Below are 20,033 nucleotides of genomic sequence, written 5' to 3' on the forward strand. Positions count from 1 at the left end.
GGCGATTGCACTAGCAAACGTTCAAAACTTTGATTGCCAAACCACCTTGGGAGGTTTCGCGGTATTTCGGGTGCATGTCCTTACCGGTCTCGTACATGGTGGCGATCACCTTATCCAGAGACACACAAGGTTCGGAGTTACGGCGCATGGCCATGCGAGTGGCGTTCACCGCTTTAACCGCAGCGATGGCATTACGCTCGATGCAAGGCACCTGAACCTGACCAGCAACCGGGTCACAGGTCAAACCGAGGTTGTGCTCCATGCCGATTTCCGCAGCAACACACACCTGAGATGGGCTCGCCCCCATCAGTTCAGCTAGGCCCGCTGCCGCCATAGAACAGGCTACGCCCACCTCACCCTGACAACCAACTTCGGCGCCGGAGATCGATGCGTTCATCTGATACAAGGCACCGATGGCACCTGCAGCCAGATAGAATTTGGTGTACTGCTGAGCATCAACACGCTCAATAAACTTATCGTAGTAAGCCAGTACCGCAGGGATGATGCCCGCTGCACCATTGGTCGGTGCTGTCACAACTCGTCCGCCCGCAGCGTTCTCTTCAGACGCCGCCAAAGCAAACATGTTTACCCAATCGATGATGCTCATTGGATCGTTGCTGTTGCGCTCGTTAGCGATCAATTGACGATGCAGCGCCGCCGCACGACGAGGCACCTTCAGTGGGCCAGCCAGCAAGCCTTCGGTGGCACAGCCGCGTTCGATGCCTTCGCGCATCACGTTCCATACTCGTCCAAATCCTTCACGGATTTCAGACTCACTGTGGTAAGCCTTCTCGTTCTCCATCATCAATGCGGAGATACTCATGCCGGTCTCACGACACTTCGCCAACAACTCTTCGGCGTCAGTGAAGGAGTAAGGCACAGGCTTTAAGTTAGAAGCAGGCTTACCAAAGCTCTCTTCGTCGACAACAAAGCCGCCGCCGATGGAGTAATAGGTTTTAGATAAGGCCGTCTCTTCGCCGATAAACGCATGAATGCTCATGCCGTTTTCGTGCAGATCCAATGCATGGTTGTGGAACTTGACCGCATCATTTGGAAAATCCACAACGTGACAGTGCATGCCCACAGGCAGACGCCCAGTTTGCTCAACACGCTGCATAAATTCAGGGATGCCGTCGATGTCTACCGTTTCTGGGCTGTTGCCACCCAGACCCATGATGATGGCGATATCCGTATGGTGACCCTTACCGGTCAACGACAACGAACCGTAGATGTCGACGCTGATGCGTGTAATGTCACGCAGCTTGCCCATCGCACGCAGGTCATCGATGAACTGCTTGGCTGCTTTCATTGGGCCAACAGTGTGAGAGCTGGATGGACCGACACCAATCTTGAAGATATCGAATACACTGAACATGAAGAGAAACCTCAGTAGAAAATAACAAGCCGGAGTCGATGACTCCGGCTTACAGAGTCAGGGAAGACCGATTAGATAAGGTCTTTAACGATTGCGGAGATAGCCACAATACCCATAACAGTTACGAAGATGTTGGACAGCTTGCCGTCGTACTTCTTCATTGCAGGTACTTTCTTGATGGCGTACATCGGCATCAGGAACAGGATGGCCGCGATGAACGGAGCACCCAGAGATTCAATCATGCCCAGTACTGATGGGTTGAGTACTGCAACACCCCAAGTGGTGAAGAAGAAGAAGGCAACCAGCGCTTTATCGAAGTTCTTCTCGCCCATGCTCTCAACAATCTTCGGAGCACCTTTGCGAACGATACCAGCCAGACCCTCTTTGGCGCCCAAGTAGTGGCCGAAGAAAGAGGAGAAGATGGCTAGGAACGCAACCAGTGGACCCAACAGAGAGATTACTGGAGATTCAAATTCGTTCGCCAAGTAGCTCAGTACAGGCAGGTTCTGTGCTTTGGCTTCAGCCAATTGCGCCGGAGACAGAGCCAGTACACAAGAGAATACGAAGAACATTACGAAGCCAAGCAGCATGAAAGAAGCACGCTTCAGAATGGCATCAGACTTGTCAGCAGCACCTTTACCGTAGGTGTCACGCTGCGCTTGAGCCATAGAAGATACTGCAGGGCTGTGGTTGAACGAGAAGATCAGCATAGGGATGGTCAAGTAAACCACCAGCATCATGTCATCAAAAGCAGGCATCTTATCGAACGCCATCGCTTCCATGGACCACTCAGGAATCAGGTATACAGACATACCCAGCAGAATCGCAACCAGAGGGTAAACCAGCAACTCAGTCGCTTTCAGCATCAGCTTTTGACCCAAGATCATAACGGACATCATCATCGCAACCAGCACACCAGACAGAATCCAGCGAGGGAAGATGCTTGATACCACGTCACCGTCGGCATTTAGGATGGCCATGCCCAACTGGTTAGCCACGAAAGAATCGATGGTGTTGGTGATGGCGTTACCGTAAATCAGTACGATTGGGTAGATAGCGAAGAAGTATAGGAAAGAGATGATAACACCAGCGCTCTTACCAAAGTGCTCTACAACCACGTCAGCCAAATCCGCTTTAGGGTTATCCGAAGACAACACAAAACGGGCCAATGCACGGTGAGACAGGTAGGTCATAGGACCAACCAGAACCGCGATCAGAATGAGTGGCCAGAAGCCTTCCAGGCCAGCACGAATTGGCAGGAATAGTACGCCGGCACCCACAGCGGTACCGAACATGGAAAGAGACCACACCAAGTCTTGCTTAGAGAAGCCGGTGGCTTTGCTGTTTTCAACAGCAGCAGTTGCAGTAGTTTGATTCTGCATTTGAATTCACCTATGAATGTTCGAGTTAGCGAGGGCAAATATATAGATTTATTACAGACAAAACGCGATGACGATCACAAACATGATTTTGTGATGTGATAGCAGTCACAACATTGATCTTTTATATGCTCAGATAAATTTAGTTAATGCGACTGGCTAAACGCTGCTGTGACGGGGCTCTCAGGAGGTTAAAAGATTCGATCTCAATCATTTATGAGCTTTTGTTGCGAATTTTCGGAACAAATATCGGTAACTATTTCAGAAAGGTGAATTATGTTTTTGTTGTAATTTTACAACAAATGATCAAGCGGTTAACAAGGTCTTAAGGCAGACAACAATCAGCAGGATGGCAAAACAGCGCTGCAACTTTCGGTGCTCAAGCTTCTGACTCAAATTGGCGCCGACCCTGGAAAACAGAGAGCTTGCCAAGACAATCCCTAAAAACGCTGGCAGATATACGTAGCCCAAGCTCATCTCGGGCAGATCGGCAACGTCCCAGCCACTGATGACGTAACTCAGCGCGCCAGTGAACGCAATCGGCATACCCAGCGCCGCAGAGGCACCGACGGCGTTACGCATCGGCAGGCCAAATCGAGATAGCAGCGGCACGCTGATAACGCCACCACCAATGCCAAAAATGGCGGAGATAAAACCGATACCACTGCCTGCAAAACTTAGCCCTAACGTGCCGGGTAATGGCTGCTGGCTGCTGACTTTTACCCCAAACCACATCTTTAGCGCCACCAAGAATATAAACCCAGAGAACAGGTAGGAGAGCAGGGTTGCATCCAAACTGTGGGCCACAAAGCCGCCTAAGTAGCTGCCAATCACGACTGCTGGCACCATGGTACGTACCACAGACCAAGGCACCCCTTTATGCTTGTGATGGGCCCACACTGAATTCATCGAAGTGAAGATGATGGTCGCCAAAGAGGTACCCAGCGCCATGTGGATGCTCAGTTCCGCAGGAAAATTTAACACTTTAAAGGTCGTCAGCAGCACTGGCACGATGACTAGGCCACCGCCAATCCCGAAAAGCCCGGAAAGGACACCCGCAAATGCGCCCAACAACAGATAGAGCAAATAGATCATAGGGTCTTGAAGTCGTTCGATGAATTAACGAACATTGTCTCACATTCCACCGCTTTCCACACGATCATGACCAAGACAATAAAAACCCTACTGGTAGCCTCAACCAACCCCGTCAAAGTTAATGCTGCCAAACAGGCTCTGTGCGCGGCATTTCCTAACATTGAATGGCAAGTACAGGGCGTAAAAGCTCCCAGCGGCGTCGCCGAGCAGCCAATGACTGACGCTGAAACTCGCCTTGGCGCTGTGAATCGAGTCGAAGCCATTCGCCAACAGTCTGCAGATTTTTACGTTGCATTCGAAGGGGGCTACGATCGCTTTCATGGCCAAGGATTTACCTTTGCTTATGTTGCGGTAAGCGATGGTGTTCGCACCCAAGTTGGCCGCAGCGGTACCCTGCCCTTACCAGAATCGGTTTGCCAGCAACTGGAAGCCGGCGGCGAGCTAGGGCCGGTCATGGATAGGGTGTTTAACGACCATAACATCAAGCAAAAAGGCGGAGCCATTGGCATCTTCACCAATGATCTGGTCTCTCGCACCAGTATCTATGCCGATACCTTATGCCTATTACTGGCACCATGGCTGCACCCAGAGATCTTTGGCGAGTCTCGCTAATTCGGCGTTAACTGCAATAAAAACGGCCCCGCCGAAGTTGCGACGGGGCCGTTGCGTTTTTTAAGGCCTATTACTGCAGACTTAAGGTCACGTCAGTTAAGGTTTCAGCCGCGATCGCCTCTTCAGTAAACAGAAGTGGACGCAAGCTGTTGTTGTCGCTGTAGTACTTGGTCTGATCATTCCAGTGAGGAGACTGGAAATTATTGGACTCAGAGTAGGTAAGTAGGCCGCGACCTTCTGGACCATTGTCACCAAAACCAACCACCATCATCCAGCTGGAGCCGTAACGGATATGGTAACCCTCAGTGGTAAGTTCAGAGCGAGTCGCCTGCTCAGTCACCGCATCGATGGCCGCTGGGTAGGCATGCTGAGGCAGCATGGTGTCGTCATTCGCTTCGTTAGAGTAAGCAAATACGTTAAAGCCACCTTCGAAGTTGTTGGCACCGCCCCATGGGAAACGAGCGCCGGAAGCCGTGCCATCAGGTAGCGACTTCTCCACAAATTGCATCTCGCCCAGTGTGGCTTCAAGATCGAAGCCGTTTTGTGTCAAGGTTGCCGCTGCCGCTGCCAGCGCCACCAAAGCCGAACCATCATCAATCAAGCTGCTTGGCGTATTCACCGGATCGGTATAGACAAAAGGCGTGGTTAGGTGAGCCTCGGTGTCGAAGCGATAACCAAACTCCCGCACTAGTGCACCGGCAATGGCATCTTTATTTTGAGCACCATTCCACTTCGCCAGAGCCGCACAGGCAGGGGTGATATCCACACTCAGACTGTCACTCACCACCACTGGGGTATCCCCTTGAGCCTCACACTGAGCCAGCAGTTCGTCCATCACCAATTCAGGCAGATAGGCGCGGTTGGAGACCAGTGCGGTTTCAACCTCCGCTGGGCTGAACTTACCATCATCGCCACGGGCGTCCATCATCAAGGTCAGTGCCATACGGGTACGCAGACTCTGCTCAACACGGCGATCCCCATACAATGGAGAGACGTTCTCAATCGGCGCCGCCGGGTTGGTCACCCAATAGGAGTTGTTGGAGTTTTGCACGAAATCCTGACGCAGTAACTTAGGCGCTTGCTCGTATGGAACCGCACCATCGAAAGCAAATCGGGTTTCGTTACCAGGCAAAATGGTGAAACCGGCCGCTTCTCGGGCAGCCATCAGTTCAGGGCTGATTCGTAACGCATTTTGCGCGTCTTCACTGATGTGAGGCACGGTCGAATCATCAATATAGAAAGCATTACCTTGGTCATCGGCGTACATGGTGTTATTGAAAATAACGCCGTCGTAGTCCTTAAACGCCTGCTGGAACTCCTCCAAGTTGGTGGCAAAGTTCATCGCCGACCAGTGCTCCAACACATCCACGTTGTTCATGTTTACATCTTGAACATAAAACGCCTGAGCGTCATCCCATGGGAATGACGCGGCCGTTGGCGGCGCTTCCACCATTGGCCCTTTCGCCGTCAGATAGATGTCCTTGTCGAACGGAATGGTGGTACCACCGCCGATGTTAACGTCGATGGTGACCGTTTGCTTGGTGATCGGCATCTCCTCCCCATCAAACAGATAGGTCATGCGATCGCCCTCTTTCAGGGCCAAGTTATATAAGATGAAGTGCTCGGCAGTGGAGAAGGTGTGGGTCCAAGCCAAATTTTTGTTAAAGCCAATGTTCACCGCACCTGGCATCCCCACTAAAGATCCGCCCATCACATCCAGATGACCTGGAATGGTCAAATGGGACTGCCAGAAGCGCAGTTGGCCAGTATGAGGGAAATGCGGGTTACCCAAGACAATGCCCTTGCCGTTCTCGGTCACTTCGCTGCCCAAGCCCCAACCGTTAGAGCCCATATCAAGCGGATTCATCTCTGGGGTGGTCAATGACGATTTTTGATGTCGCGCTTTGGTTCGAATGTCGGCGTACATCTCATTGGCTTGTTCAGTCACGCTGGAGGTTGCCGCCATCCGAGGCAGATACTCGTCCCCGTCACCTGGATTGGCAAAGAAGATAAGATCGAGGAAATTCGCGGCGCCTGGCAACAGTGCGATGGAGAATAGATAGGTCAACACATCAACATCGGTAATCGGTTTAACCCAAGGCTGGCCCGCGCAAGGAAGGTTCGGCGTTGTCACGCTGCCATCAGCCAATTGCGACAGGTAGAGGTTATATCCCTTAGTGAAACCTGAAATCATCGCCTTTGACCGATCCGGCATCTCCCCGAGTAACGAGGCCGCTGAGCTACGCACGCCTAGGGCTTTGTAACCAAAATCACTGATCAAGTTTTGATTGTCTTCCACCACGGGCATGCCGGTGCTGAAATCGATGGATTTATGAGGGCCAAAATACTTGGAACGCTCACTGTTGGCCTTAATGAAGCCATCAGCCAACAAACACAGATGATCCTGTGCTTGAGCATAACCCGAACCAAATGCCAGCCCCTCGACACTGTCGGCCTCAATATGAGGTACCCCAAAGGTGGTTCGGCGCAGGCGGGCTGTTGGCATGCCATTTTCGGCAAACAACGTTACTTCAGGGGTTGGTTCAGGCTCAACCACTGCGTCACGATTATCATCATTACCACAACCCACCAGCAATACTGCGCAGGACATGGCGGTCCATAAAGCGGTTTTTTTCATTGTTATCATCCTTGTAATCCTGCTCACCTCCCCAGTGAGCCCGTAGGTCATTTAAACAGGACTGACCACAATGATCCATAGTTGCAACAAGTTTAACGGTAACTTAACCAAGACTCTGTTCCACTGCCGAATGCGTTTCATTGCTCCATCTATGTTAACTAGCGTAGCTATTGGCTTGCAGCTCAAATAGGTCACGATAACGCCCTCTATTTTTCATTAACTCTGAATGGCTACCACACTCAATTACCTTTCCTGAGGACATTACTAATATGGAATCAGCGGATCTGGCTGTCGACATTCGGTGAGAAATAATAATAATCATCTTATCGGCCAAAGTGTGCTTTAGTGTCGTAAACATTTCATATTCAGAATACGCGTCCAATGATGCTGTGGGCTCATCCAAAATATAAATAGATTTATCTTGATTCACCAGTGCTCGGCTCAGTGCAATCTTCTGCCACTCACCTCCAGATATATCAACACCATCAGAGAATAACTTCCCTAGTCGAGTATCATAACGATCTGGCAAATTATCGATGAATTGATTAGCCTTGGTTACTAACGCAGAATTTTCCCAGTGCTTTTTATTTGATTTCTGATTTATGTCTCCAAAACTGATGTTTTCACCGACTGTGAGCTGGTAACGAATAAAATCTTGAAAGACGACCCCGAACTTTAATATAAGAGCATCAAAATCCCAGTCATTAAGGTTGGTCCCGTCAAAATAAATAGTACCAGATGTTGGTTTATATAGTCCTAGCGCTAACTTTATCAAAGTTGATTTTCCTGCTCCATTATCGCCAATAATTGCTAAGCTTTTACCAGGCTCTAATTGAAATGAAACATTTTCAACAGCAGGCGTCTTTGCATTAGGATACTGAAAAGTAACATTCTCGAACCTCACCCCCTCTCCAGCTACTGCCCCCTCTTTAACCTTGCCACCATCCATTGCGCTCTTTATAGACAAAAAGTCAAATAAATTAGAAAGATATAACGTATCCTCATATAAACCACCTAGATGACTCAAGAACTGAGACATAGCTCCAACCAGTTGCTTTATTAACACTAGGTACATCATCAAACTGCCCACCGTGATAGCCTGTTCAACACCATCTAGACAAATTATGATGTAAGCACCATAAAGACATACTGAAGAGAGTAGGGTCATTGCTAAGCCCCAACGAACTTGTCGCTCAAGCAGTTTTTTATCTTCTACAAATAGGCTATTAAAAACATCCACATACTTCTGAATTAGTGACTTTCCTACGCCTGTCGCCTTAACCTCTTTAACACTTTGCTCCGTGGACAACAGTGACTCAAGATACATCTGCAGACGATTCTCTTCACTGCGCCAGTTAAAAATTCGAAAACCTTCACTCGAAAATTTTGAGTCAATAATAAAACTTGGTATTGTTGATAGAATAATAAAGCCTGGGATCCATAAAGAGTAAGGCAAAAACAAAATTAAAGAACCTAAGATAGTAATGAATACCTTTATCGTCTCAAAGGATTTCTCAACTAGTCCAATAGGTCTCAAAGAGGCTTCACTTCGGGCCCTATTCATACTATTTTTTACTTCAGAGTCTTCGATTTGAAGTAATGACAAACTAATTGACTTATTCAAAATTCTAACATTTACATCTCGTGACAACAGTGCTTTCAGTATAGACTTAACATAAGTGTCTACTCGAATAAGTCCCGCAGTTAGAATTGCCAATACCCCTTCAATTAAAACTAAGATGTAGAGGCTTTCTTTTTGTGCCTGAATCACTTCACCATAAGTGACCACATCAATAATTTCTTTACCTACATATACCATTGCTAGAGGCAATACACCTGAAGCAATTGAAATAAAAGTAAGAGCGATGGCAATATATGCACTACTTTGCCAAACTAAATGAATAGACAAATAAAAAGTGGTCAAGTATTTTTTAATATTAACTTTCATTTCTAAATTTCATCTTAAATTCAGGTGGCGCAAGCATCGGTGATGGTATTGGTGTATTGATATCTTGAACAATGACATCTACTTTATCTTTTATGCTATCGATCAAGAAGGTTAGCCAATCAATAGAATAATGCTCAGCAACGCACTTGTGTTTTCCCATACCAAAAGGTGCATAGGTAGAAGGTTTAGGCTTAGCCTCCCACCTATCCGGTAAGAATTGATGTGGGCAAGACCAGAGCTCTTTGTTTCGATGCAAAGCATAAGTGCAGGCAACCACCTGTTCACCTTCTTTAATTTTTGTTTCTTCCAGTTCAATCTCTTTTTTGGCAACCCTACCCGAGTTCCAGGCCACAGGCCAAACCCTCATCGATTCCATTAACAGAGATGATGCCGATGCTTGATAGCTATCATTCTGCTCCATTAGATAAAAAACCCAACTTAAAGTGAAAGCTTGAGTTGCAACGATTGAAAAAAGAAATGATATAAATAATGACACTTTCTCATCTATTGTAATCTTCGGCGCGGATGCAACTATTGACAATATCGATTTTTCATTAGAATCTGACTTATGTAGCTCTCTTTTTATTACTCGATTTACATTCCAAGAGTACAGTGTATGAGATAAAAACTTTCTTTTCCTATCTTTATTTATTATGGACGTTTCAACAATACGAAAATATAGTTTAGAGAGATTATCTGATGGATTTCGACCTATTATTGCTTCCCGATAAATTTCACTCATCAGTCTAACTCCAGAAGCTGGCCAAACTAGCTCTTTGCTAGAAATTAGGCCAATTTCCACTATCGCTTTTGATTTGCATTCTCCTAAAGATCTTTTCAAATGGTTCATCACGGTTTTATTTAGAAACTTTTGCGTTTCTTCATGAAGCATTCCCTTCCTAACATCAACCGTATAAAAATCCGATGACTCTTGAAACAAACTCGTATCATTAAACATATCAGATACTAATTTTGACTGAGATAGATATAAAGCACCGGAAGGAACTCTAAAATTACTAATCCCCTTTTCAAGGTATGAGTCAATATATTGAAAAGGATTTAGGTTAAAATCTTTCACTCTGTTTGGTCTCGCTTCTTAATTATCGCAGTAAAGCTTACTGGCTGTTGAAAAGCACTAAATTCAATTTCTTCTGATGTCCTAACATCTTCCAACGAGTATCGATTTGTAAACAACCACAGCATCAACAGCAATTGTCGCTCTCCTAAAGCAGCACCAACACATAATCTTGGCGCCCAACCATATGGCACATAAGCATCCTTGTTTATCGAGTTGCCATTCATCCAACGGTTCGGATCAAAAACCTCTGGATCAGACCAATATTTAGGATCGGTATGGATAAAATAGGGGCTTGCCGCAAAGGACTCCTTTTCATTCAAGGATTGTCCACAAACTGCCATGTCAGAGCGAACATTTCTAAACACAAAAGGAACCGTCCACAGCCTTAGTGATTCTTTCAAAAATGCGTGGGCAAAGGGTACATCATCATAATTACCGTCGATAAGTGACCGCGGGTCGACTTGAGCCATCTCTCTCTCAACACGCTGGCAGAGATCAGGATGTCGAACTAGTTCATACAGTAACCCAGTTGCTGCAGCCCCAGGTGGCCCTGCCGTCGCCGTTAGCAGAGTGCTAACGGCGTCAACGGCTCGCTCCATCTTCAATGACGGTAGGTAACGGCACACAACATCAATCAGTCCATGATGGGGCACAGAAATACGTCGGGAGCGGCGCTTAATCTCTTTTCGTAGCACCATTGTCATGCGAAAATTTTTTAAGAAACTAGAAACTTTAAATTTGAGACTATTCGTACTTGTTTTTTTATCAGATAAAGTTTCGATGTTACTTTTTTGAAAGTTTAGTATTTTTAGCTTAGTAGTTTCATCAAGATCACCAAAAATAACTTCAATTAATGGTGCCATGATAAGCTCATGAGTTAACCTTTTCATATCACTAAGAGAATCTACGTTACGAATAAGAGTTTTATCCATAGAGTTGAATATATTTATTGCATAAGTATCTTCTCTCAAATCTTGAATCCAATCTTTACGTAGTGTTTTCCACGAGAAAGGGCAACTTCTCTTCTTCAAGAACGTATCAACTAGGGTATCGGGTAAACTCAGCTCTTTACTATTTATTCGATTGGCTAACGCCGCGCTCTCAGGAGTTGCGAAGAAAAAACGCCCTGGAGCGACTTCAAAAACCTCTTCACCTTGTCGAGACCTTTTTTTTAATGAAGTCATAGCTTCAGGCTCTAATCTCATAATCCCCCCGAATTAAAATAATAAGGGAAAGGTTACCCTTTCCCTTTTCGATCACACTTATAGGTTGTTGTACATAACCCAAGTCCATAGCGGATCTTTGCTAACTTCTTTCATGCCAATTGCGCGCTTAAATGCATCTTTCAAATTTTTCATAATATATCCTTATATGTTTGTCAGAAGGAAATCCCTTCCCGTACGAAACTATTAAAAGAACTAGCCTTAATCAATAGGCCATGCAAACGATACACTCTGCTTTCGAGCAGACACATAAAGGTAAAAAAAATAAAAAACAACACCATTAATAGACAATAGCTTCACTGGCTTCCCCCGATAGAGAAGAACTATTCAAAGAAAACCTACATTTATGTTTGAATTTTTATCATCATTTATTTCAACTTTATTTTATCAATAGCTATAATCCACCAACCAATACAGACATCTCTGAAGAGTGCGCAAGCTAATGACCTACACCATAGTTCATCTGGGTAAACTCCTTGCATGGCCTATCATCTTTAGCCATCCTTGCGCTCACCCTCTTCAGCTATACCTTCGGAAGCCGCTTTGCACCAAGTAAGAGATCAATTTCCCGGTTTACATGAGAACGAACTCATATACCTAGACAACGCCGCCACCACTCAAAAGCCAGACGTGGTACTTAAGGCGATGGATGACTTCTACAAAACCAGTAATGCCAATGTGCACCGTGGTGCTCATCGCTTATCGGATCTGGCAACTCGCGCCTTCGAAGGCGCTAGGGATAAGGTGCAAGCCTTCATCAATGCCCCAGCAAGAGAAGAGGTTCTGTTTACCCGAGGCACCACGGAATCGATGAACTTACTGGCTCAAAGCCTAGGACAACATCTATTGCAGCCAGGGGACGAAATTCTCATCGATACCTGGGCCCATCACGCCTGCATCGTGCCTTGGCAACAGATCGCCGCCAAAACCGGTGCCAAGCTAGTACCGATTCCATTGCTGAACGATGGAGAGCTGGATCAAAGCGCGTATCAATCTCTACTTTCAGAGAAAACCAAAGTGGTCAGCCTGACTCACATCAGTAATGCCTTAGGTAAACGGGCTCCAATCGAGCGCATGATTCCTAAGGCAAAGGCTCAGGGTGCTTACGTGGTGATTGATGGGGCACAAGCGGTGGCTCATGAAGCGGTCGACGTACAGGCGCTGGGCTGCGATTTCTACGCTTTTTCCGGGCATAAATGCTACGGCCCCACCGGCATCGGCGTGCTTTGGGGCAAGCGGGCGCTGCTAGAGCAGATGCCTCCCTATCAATACGGGGGCGAGATGATCGACACCGTCAGCTTCGAGGGCACCCAATTTAATACCCTGCCCTACAAGTTTGAAGCCGGTACCCCAGCCATTGCCGAAGCCATCGGTTTGGGACGAGCCTTAGAGTTCATTCAAGAGCTAGGGATCGACCGTATCGCCGCCCACGAAGCAGCGTTGATGGCCAAAGCCAAAAACGAGCTCGCAAAAATAGGTAAGCTGACGCTGTTGGCCGCCAAAGGAAGCAATCACGGCGCACTATCATTTAACGTGACAGGGGAACATCATCAAGACATTGGCATTCTACTCGACCAGGAGGGAATTGCGGTTCGCTGTGGTCACCACTGTTGCCAACCTCTGATGCAATCTTTAGGACTCAAAGGCAGCTGCCGAGTCTCCTTTGCTTTATATAACACCGAAGAGGAGGTCGATGCCTTTGTATCTGCCTTAGCTGACATTGTGGAGTTTCTCGATGACTAAACCTGCAATCCATCAATTCTTGGCGTCCACCATCGGCAGCGAATTGACCCAAGAGGACCTACACCACGAACTGATGGCACACACCCAATGGCAAGGCCGTTATCGGATCATCATGAAGCTTGGCAGCCGTATGCCGGCTCTAGATACTGAATGGCAGCAACCTCATGCAGAGGTCTCAGGATGTGAAAGCAAAGCGTGGCTTTACCATCATCAAAGCGACGACGGCAAACACCACTTTTTAGCCGACAGTGAGTCACGCATCATTAAAGGATTGCTGGTACTGATTCTTAGTGCCTGCAACCACAAACACAGCAGCGCCCTAGCTGAACTTGACCTAGAAAGCTGGTTTACAGAGCTGGGTTTGAGCGCCCATTTAAGCCCTTCGAGAGCCAACGGCGTAGCCGCGCTCATTCAGACAATAAAAAGCCTCAGCGAAGGCTGAGGCTAGGCCAATTGGCAACACCACAATTAGTAAGCACTAACTTGCGTCGCGTTTGGCCTTCTCTGATAGCTTAAGTAAAACCCGGCTTACAGCCACAAATCCAAAGGTACCGGTAACGCCGGTAAAGGCACCGAAGCCACTGGCACAGTCCATGGCTTTTGGACCCTCAGCACCGGCTTTGGCCAAACACACTTCCCCATCGCTTCCTGGGTATTTCAGCTGTTCATCAGAGAACACACACTCCACCTGAAAACGGCGCTTAGGGTTCGAGGTAAAGTGGTATTCACGGCGCAAAAGGCTGCGAACTTTCGCCGCCAGCGGGTCTTGGTAGGTTTTGGCGAGATCGGCAACCTGAACTCGGGATGGATCCAGTTGACCGCCAGCACCGCCCACAGTCACTACCTTAATCTTCCGGCGCTTGCAGTGGGCAATCAGGGCAGCTTTGGCTTTGACGCTATCGATGCAGTCCACCAAATAATCCAGATTGTCATCGATCAACTCAAACAAGTTATCGCTATCAACGAAGTCTTCGACCTCATTCACCTGAATCTCTGGATTAATGTCCCGTAAGCGTTGTGCCATTACTGCCACCTTCGACTGACCGATGGTCTGTTTGAGCGCATGGCTTTGGCGGTTGGTGTTGGTAATGCAAATATCATCAAGATCAATAAGAGTGATTTGGCCGATGCCACTGCGCGCCAGTGCCTCTGCCACCCAGGTGCCAACGCCACCGATGCCAACAACACACACATGGGCTTGACAGAAGTATGCTAGGGCATTTTGGCCATAGAGGCGGCCAATTCCACCAAAGCGTTGCAGGTAGTCTTGATTCATTTACCAACTCCGAAATTTGACCCTGTGGATTATACCAGCGACAACCCGAAACGAAGCCAGAACTTTCTTCAATAAAAAACGGATCACAGTACTCGCAAACTAACAGTAACTCAATTCGTTAATTGGTCATTTATTGATTTTGCGCAATCATAAAAACTAATTACTGTAAAAATAAGACATGGATCAAACTTCGCATCGTCTAACCGTTGCATGTCACATTTATCCTGCCATCATCTATTACGCATCACACAAGAAAAGCCTGACTAATCATTGCAATGCAGAGCTAAATGTTGCGCACAACACATTCATGTTGCAATTCGATTATTCGTTGTCAGGCACAAATTGATCGTCAGGAGAACATGATCATGCAAAAGCGGACTCTAGCACTGTCAGTCGCTTCCATCCTAGCCGCCACCTCTTTCGGTGCTCTGGCTGAAATGCCAACCATCTACGGTACTATGGATCTGTCTGTGACCGATTCTGATACTGGTTACACCGTAGTGAACACCAGCAACGACGTTGGCACCGTTCTGGAAAACAACAACTCCAACATCGGCCTGAAAGGTACTTTTGACCTGAACAGCGCCCTGAAGCTGGTTTATAAAGCTGAATTCGGCGTTAACGGCACCGACAACGATGCTGACACCTTCTCTTCTCGTAACACCTACATGGGTCTAGCGGGCGGTTTTGGTGAAGTGGTTTTCGGTCGTAACGATACCGCATTCAAGAAATCTGAAGGCGGCGTGGACCTGTTTGGTAACCACAACGCAGACTTCGCCAACGTAATGCCTGGTTCTGACCGCGTTGCTGACGGCATCACCTACAGCCTGCCTAAAATGGGCATGCTGACCGGTGTTGCTACCTACATCCTGGAAGACGACAACGAAGGCGCAACCAGCGATGACGGCAACAACTTTGCAGCAACCATCGGTTACGGTGACAAGAAGCTGAAAAAAGCCAACTACTACGTAGGTGTTGGTTACGTTGACGGCATCAAAGATCTGACTGCTTACCGTTTGATCGGTCAGTTGAAGATTGCTGACCTGTCTCTGGGTGCCATCTACCAGGACTCTGAAAAGACCTCCAACACTGAAGTAGATGCCAAAGGCTACCTGCTGTCTGCTAAGTACCCAGTGGGTAACTTCATCGTTAAAGGCCAGTTCGGCTACGATGACGGCGGCATGGGTAAATTCGCTACTCAGCACGCAAAGACCAAAGATGCTGACGGCAACAAGCTGCCAGGTACCATCGATGAGACCACCGTATGGACTGTGGGCGCTGACTACCCACTGAGCAAAGCCGCCTACGTTTACGGCTACTACTCAAACTACACCGGTGATTTCGTTGAAGGCGGCGACATCAACGATGACGTATTCACTGTTGGTCTGAACTACAAGTTCTAAACCTCAGTAATTACGACAAAGGCGACCCTAGGGTCGCCTTTTTGCTGCCACAAACGCCTCGCTTCAGCGATTAATCGTTTTTAGTGCAAGACCACCACATGGTCTTAAGCTTCTCAGAAAACGCTTGGGCTTTCGCCTCACAGTAGCCAGCCTCATTGTTCGCTGACCACAGCACCTGATTTTCCGTTGCTTTGATGTAGTGCACCTCACAAGGTAATGGCGCACCTTGTGGATAGATCACCTGCACCCGACGCTCTTTATCGCCATTGGTACAGATGTATTCACTGCCTCGCTCAACCCCTTCAAGCCCGGGCTGATTGGCCAGTGCAGTCACCAACACAAACCACGCGTTCATCGCACTCTCCTTTGATCGAACCAAGGATCTCCATTGGTTTTCGACAGCATCATAGCATCATAATAAAAAGGGAGCGCCATAGCGCTCCCGTTATCTAATCATTAGTTGATTTAGTTCAATGGCTTAGAGCAAGCTTGCGATTCTGCAAAGATTTGATTAGCGCCTTAAGCATCAGCACCGCCAACAACGCGCCCGAACCGTAAACTAACCAATGGGGTAGCATACGGTGCTCCTCTCCCACCAGAGGCGTCACTTCAAACCCATATTGGGCCACTAGGAAGTTCACCAGATAGCCAAACACCACCGCAGTGCCAATTACGCCGCCCAGATACCCCCAAAGCGCACGAGCACCCAGCTCTTTACGTACCACACCTAAAGTTGCGATGTTGGTCGCAGGCCCCGCCATCATAAACACCAGCACCGCACCAGGAGAGACCCCCGCCAGCAGCAGCCCCGCCGCAATAGGCGTAGAAGCCGTGGCACAGATGTACATTGGAATCGACACCAATACCATCACGCCCATGGCCACAATACCATCGCCCCACTGAGCCAGATATTGAGACGGCACAAAGGTGTTGACCAAGGCCGCAAAGAACAGGCCGATCAGCAACCACACCGTGGTGTCTTTCACTAGATCGTTACTGGCGTACACCAAGCCTTGCCATAACTTGCTCACCACCGAAGCCTTAGGTTCGGCTTTTTTGCTGCTGCAACAGCCGCCAGCTTCTGTTTTTGGCTTCACTTCTGTACTGCAACAGCTTGTAGCCGGTTTAGCTTCAACCTGTTCCTGCTTGGAAGCGCAGCAACTAGAGCTGGTATTAGATACAGGCTTGATGGCGGAGAAGCTGGCCTCTTTAGCCACTGGCGCAAATTTTGGCGTCTCGGCTTTGCTACTGCAGCAGTTGGAGGCTGGCTTAGTCTTTTGCTCCGGCTTCGAGCTACAGCAGCTGGATGCAGTTGCTTCGGCCTTTGTCTCAGCCTTATCGCTGCCACAACAGCTCTTGGGCGCTTCCCCCGTAGATTTTGGATCCTTGTCGTCATCTCTGCCGACCAACAACCCCGCCACTATCGCCGAAGTGATGGCAGCAATGGGGCGCACTACCGCCATAAAAGGGCCAAGCAGCACGTAAGACACCGACACCGAATCAACACCTGTTTCAGGGGTCGACACCAAAAATGAGGTAGTGGCACTTTTAGACGCGCCGCTACGACGTAGCCCAACCGCCGCCGGAATCACACCGCAGGAGCACAGCGGCAGGGGCGCACCAAAAATGGCGGCTTTTAAGGTGGTCTTAAAGCCATGGCCACCCAACTGCTTGTTCATCCACTCCATGGGAACGAACATCTTTAGCATGCCAGCTAAAAACAGACCCAGCAGCAGCCAGGGCGCTGAGTCCAAAAATAGGTCAAGGAAGTTCTCTAGCAACAGCATCTATTTGGTCTCCAGAGTGTCTAGAATGGAGCAGTGAATCGCACTTTCCGCACCGCCACAACAGGCATCGGCCAGAGTTTGCAGTGAGTCACGCAGGCGAATCATTTCGTCGATTTTGGTTTGCAACTCATCCACCTTGGCTTCCACCATCCCCTTTACATCGGCACATACCCAATCGGAGCGGCTGGCCTCTATGTTGAGCAATTCACGAATGTCCGACAAGCTAAAACCCATGGCTTTGGCTCGCAGGATAAACCTCAATTGCTGAGCATCCTCTTCACTGTAAAGGCGGTACCCTTTCGGGGAGCGATTGACCGGATTCAACAGGCCATTCTTCTCATAAAACCTTAGGGTATCGGGTTTGATGCCACAGGCACCGGCTAACTCACCAATTCGCTGCATCGATACGACTCCAAAATTACAATACCCACAGTATAAAGCTTGGAGTTGTATCCAAGGTCAAACCTTTTTTTGCAACTATTTGCCCTATCTCAACCCAAGCTAAGAACACTCTTTCTTTGTCACCGAACGATACTTGCGGATTTGGCCTGATTTTTACTCCGTTTTAACGTACAATGCGCGCCAACTTAGCAGGCCATATCAGACCCTTAAGAGGGTATTTCGCCAACATCCCCATCGGGAGGTTGGCGAAATATCTTCCCATAATAACGCCATCCAAGAGTTGGCGAGCTAACCCTACAAAAAGGATCTGACCCTATGGAATCTGCACGTCCAATTCGTCGCGCCCTACTGAGCGTGTCCGATAAGACCGGTGTGGTTGAATTTGCCTCTGCCCTGCATCAGCGTGGTGTGGCACTGCTCTCCACCGGCGGCACCGCACGCCTTCTGGCTGAATCTGGCCTGCCCGTTACCGAAGTGTCTGATTACACTGGCTTCCCTGAGATGATGGATGGCCGGGTAAAAACCCTGCACCCGAAAGTTCACGGTGGCATCCTCGGTCGCCGCGATCGTGACCAAGCCATCATGGCCGAGCATGGCATCGACGCCATCGACATGGTGGTGGTTAACCTGTATCCCTTTGCTGCGACCGTCGCTAAGCCTGATTGCACCCTAGAAGACGCCGTTGAAAACATCGACATCGGTGGCCCAACCATGGTTCGCTCAGCAGCCAAAAACCACAAAGACGTCACCATTGTGGTCAACGCCCATGACTACGATCGCGTGATTACCGAACTGGACGCCAACGAAGGTGGCCTGACTCACGCCACCCGCTTTGATTTGGCCATCGCCGCTTTCGAACACACTGCCGCTTACGACGGCATGATCGCCAACCACTTCGGTACCCTAGTTCCAAGCCATGGCGACAACAAAGAGGGCGATGCCGAGTCCAAATTCCCCCGCACCTTCAACATGCAGTTTGAGAAGAAGCAGGACATGCGCTACGGCGAGAACAGCCACCAAGCCGCGGCCTTCTACGTGGAGAAACAGCTGCAAGAGGCCTCGGTTGCCAGTGCGGTTCAGTTGCAGGGTAAAGCGCTGTCCTACAACAACATCGCCGATACCGATGCGGCGCTGGAATGCGTCAAAGAGTTTGATCAGCCCGCCTGCGTGATCGTTAAGCACGCCAACCCTTGTGGTGTGGCTCTGGGCGATACCCTGCTAGAAGCTTACGACCGCGCCTTTAAGACCGATCCAACCTCCGCTTTCGGCGGCATCATCGCCTTCAACCGTGAACTGGACGGCGATACCGCCAAGGCGATCGTCGATCGTCAGTTTGTCGAGGTGATCATCGCCCCAAGCATCAGCGCCGATGCCAAGGCCATCGTTGCCGATAAAAAGAATGTCCGTCTGCTCGAGTGCGGCCAGTGGCAAAACCAAACCACCGAGTTTGACCTCAAGCGAGTTAACGGCGGCATTTTGGTTCAGGATCGTGACCAAGGCATGGTGACCTTGGATGACCTCAAAGTGGTGTCTAACGCCCAGCCAAATGCCGAACAGCTAAAGGACGCGCTGTTCTGCTGGAAGGTGGCCAAATTCGTTAAATCCAACGCCATCGTGTACGCCAAAGGTGGCATGACCATCGGCGTCGGTGCTGGCCAGATGAGCCGCGTTTACTCCGCTAAAATCGCCGGCATCAAGGCTGCCGACGAAGGTCTGGAAGTACCGGGCTCAGTGATGGCCTCCGACGCTTTCTTCCCATTCCGCGATGGTATTGATGCCGCTGCTGAAGCGGGCATCAAGTGCGTGATTCAACCAGGCGGGTCGATGCGCGATCAGGAAGTGATCGATGCGGCCAATGAGCATGGAATGGTAATGATCTTTACAGGTCAACGTCATTTCAAACACTAATTGATTTGAGGGCGCTTGCTCACACCGCACATAACGGCGTCCCTCTCTGTCCTCAACCTCATCATTTCTCAGAGGTCTGCGGAGAGGGCTTCCAGTTCTGCATCGGTTTGAGCTGCGCTTTATGATTTCCATACTCGCTTGCGCAGCGAGCGATAGGCGGCGTCAT

General features: G+C 48.8%; 16 protein-coding genes. 5 read left to right on the forward strand and 11 right to left on the reverse strand.

What is annotated here, in order from left to right; genetic code table 11:
- Nucleotides 1-10 precede the first annotated feature (10 nt).
- The 3 genes from FCL42_RS13880 to FCL42_RS13890 all read right to left on the reverse strand — a co-directional run bounded on the left by FCL42_RS13880 (nucleotide 11) and on the right by FCL42_RS13890 (nucleotide 3,849).
- Nucleotides 11-1,375: an L-serine ammonia-lyase gene (locus tag FCL42_RS13880; RefSeq protein ID WP_136864023.1), complete on the reverse strand. Its 1,365-nt coding sequence runs from the start codon at nucleotides 1,373-1,375 to the stop codon at nucleotides 11-13.
- A gap of 71 nt (nucleotides 1,376-1,446) precedes the next feature.
- Nucleotides 1,447-2,757 (reverse strand): aromatic amino acid transport family protein, encoded by a 1,311-nt coding sequence (locus tag FCL42_RS13885; RefSeq protein ID WP_136864024.1) that lies wholly within the window; start codon nucleotides 2,755-2,757, stop codon nucleotides 1,447-1,449.
- Between the two features lie 303 nt (nucleotides 2,758-3,060).
- Nucleotides 3,061-3,849 carry a sulfite exporter TauE/SafE family protein gene (locus FCL42_RS13890; RefSeq protein WP_136864025.1) on the reverse strand — a complete coding sequence of 263 codons (789 nt, stop codon included), beginning with the start codon at nucleotides 3,847-3,849 and terminating at the stop codon, nucleotides 3,061-3,063.
- Nucleotides 3,850-3,915: 66 nt separating this feature from the next.
- On the opposite strand from FCL42_RS13890, the gene yjjX reads away from it, so the two are divergent.
- Nucleotides 3,916-4,461: an inosine/xanthosine triphosphatase gene (yjjX, locus tag FCL42_RS13895; protein ID WP_136864026.1), complete on the forward strand. Its 546-nt coding sequence runs from the start codon at nucleotides 3,916-3,918 to the stop codon at nucleotides 4,459-4,461.
- Nucleotides 4,462-4,531: 70 nt separating this feature from the next.
- On the opposite strand, the gene FCL42_RS13900 is transcribed toward yjjX, so the two are convergent.
- The 4 genes from FCL42_RS13900 to FCL42_RS13915 form a co-directional block, all read right to left on the reverse strand.
- Nucleotides 4,532-7,105, reverse strand: a complete 2,574-nt coding sequence (locus FCL42_RS13900; protein WP_407644376.1) for an acylase — start codon at nucleotides 7,103-7,105, stop codon at nucleotides 4,532-4,534.
- Nucleotides 7,106-7,253: 148 nt separating this feature from the next.
- Nucleotides 7,254-9,047 carry an ABC transporter ATP-binding protein gene (locus tag FCL42_RS13905; protein WP_136864028.1) on the reverse strand — a complete coding sequence of 598 codons (1,794 nt, stop codon included), beginning with the start codon at nucleotides 9,045-9,047 and terminating at the stop codon, nucleotides 7,254-7,256.
- Nucleotides 9,037-10,125 carry a cytochrome P450 gene (locus FCL42_RS13910; RefSeq protein WP_136864029.1) on the reverse strand — a complete coding sequence of 363 codons (1,089 nt, stop codon included), beginning with the start codon at nucleotides 10,123-10,125 and terminating at the stop codon, nucleotides 9,037-9,039. The genes FCL42_RS13905 and FCL42_RS13910 overlap by 11 nt, the downstream gene beginning before the upstream one ends.
- The gene (locus FCL42_RS13915; protein ID WP_136864030.1) at nucleotides 10,122-11,330 is read right to left on the reverse strand and encodes a cytochrome P450; all 1,209 of its coding nucleotides are present in this window, start codon (nucleotides 11,328-11,330) and stop codon (nucleotides 10,122-10,124) included. Before FCL42_RS13915 ends, FCL42_RS13910 begins: the two co-directional genes overlap by 4 nt.
- A gap of 561 nt (nucleotides 11,331-11,891) precedes the next feature.
- Here FCL42_RS13915 and FCL42_RS13920 point away from each other — a divergent pair.
- Both FCL42_RS13920 and FCL42_RS13925 read left to right on the forward strand, forming a co-directional pair.
- Nucleotides 11,892-13,091 (forward strand): aminotransferase class V-fold PLP-dependent enzyme, encoded by a 1,200-nt coding sequence (locus FCL42_RS13920; protein WP_229359868.1) that lies wholly within the window; start codon nucleotides 11,892-11,894, stop codon nucleotides 13,089-13,091.
- Entirely contained in the window at nucleotides 13,084-13,533 is a 450-nt protein-coding gene (locus FCL42_RS13925; RefSeq protein ID WP_136864031.1) for a SufE family protein, read from the forward strand. Before FCL42_RS13920 ends, FCL42_RS13925 begins: the two co-directional genes overlap by 8 nt.
- Nucleotides 13,534-13,569: 36 nt before the next feature.
- Here the strand turns inward: FCL42_RS13925 and tcdA are convergent, their stop codons facing one another.
- A complete protein-coding gene (gene tcdA, locus FCL42_RS13930) occupies nucleotides 13,570-14,367 on the reverse strand; it encodes a tRNA cyclic N6-threonylcarbamoyladenosine(37) synthase TcdA (protein WP_136864032.1) in 798 nt (265 codons plus the stop codon).
- Nucleotides 14,368-14,732: 365 nt separating this feature from the next.
- Here tcdA and FCL42_RS13935 point away from each other — a divergent pair, with 365 nt between their 5' ends.
- Nucleotides 14,733-15,770, forward strand: a complete 1,038-nt coding sequence (locus FCL42_RS13935; RefSeq protein WP_169308397.1) for a porin — start codon at nucleotides 14,733-14,735, stop codon at nucleotides 15,768-15,770.
- A 70-nt stretch (nucleotides 15,771-15,840) separates the two neighbouring features.
- Here the strand turns inward: FCL42_RS13935 and FCL42_RS13940 are convergent, their stop codons facing one another.
- From FCL42_RS13940 to zntR, 3 genes are all read right to left on the reverse strand, one after another.
- Nucleotides 15,841-16,125 carry a hypothetical protein gene (locus FCL42_RS13940; protein ID WP_136864034.1) on the reverse strand — a complete coding sequence of 95 codons (285 nt, stop codon included), beginning with the start codon at nucleotides 16,123-16,125 and terminating at the stop codon, nucleotides 15,841-15,843.
- 115 nt (nucleotides 16,126-16,240) lie between these two features.
- Complete coding sequence (locus tag FCL42_RS13945; RefSeq protein WP_136864109.1) at nucleotides 16,241-17,554, reverse strand: SO_0444 family Cu/Zn efflux transporter; 1,314 nt, start codon at nucleotides 17,552-17,554, stop codon at nucleotides 16,241-16,243.
- A 3-nt stretch (nucleotides 17,555-17,557) separates the two neighbouring features.
- Nucleotides 17,558-17,959, reverse strand: a complete 402-nt coding sequence (zntR, locus tag FCL42_RS13950; protein WP_136864035.1) for a Zn(2+)-responsive transcriptional regulator — start codon at nucleotides 17,957-17,959, stop codon at nucleotides 17,558-17,560.
- A gap of 315 nt (nucleotides 17,960-18,274) precedes the next feature.
- Between zntR and purH the strand changes: the two genes are divergently transcribed.
- Nucleotides 18,275-19,867 (forward strand): bifunctional phosphoribosylaminoimidazolecarboxamide formyltransferase/IMP cyclohydrolase, encoded by a 1,593-nt coding sequence (purH, locus tag FCL42_RS13955; RefSeq protein ID WP_136864036.1) that lies wholly within the window; start codon nucleotides 18,275-18,277, stop codon nucleotides 19,865-19,867.
- Nucleotides 19,868-20,033 lie beyond the last annotated feature (166 nt).

Source organism: Ferrimonas aestuarii, assembly GCF_005116665.1.
GTDB classification, from domain to species: domain Bacteria; phylum Pseudomonadota; class Gammaproteobacteria; order Enterobacterales; family Shewanellaceae; genus Ferrimonas; species Ferrimonas aestuarii.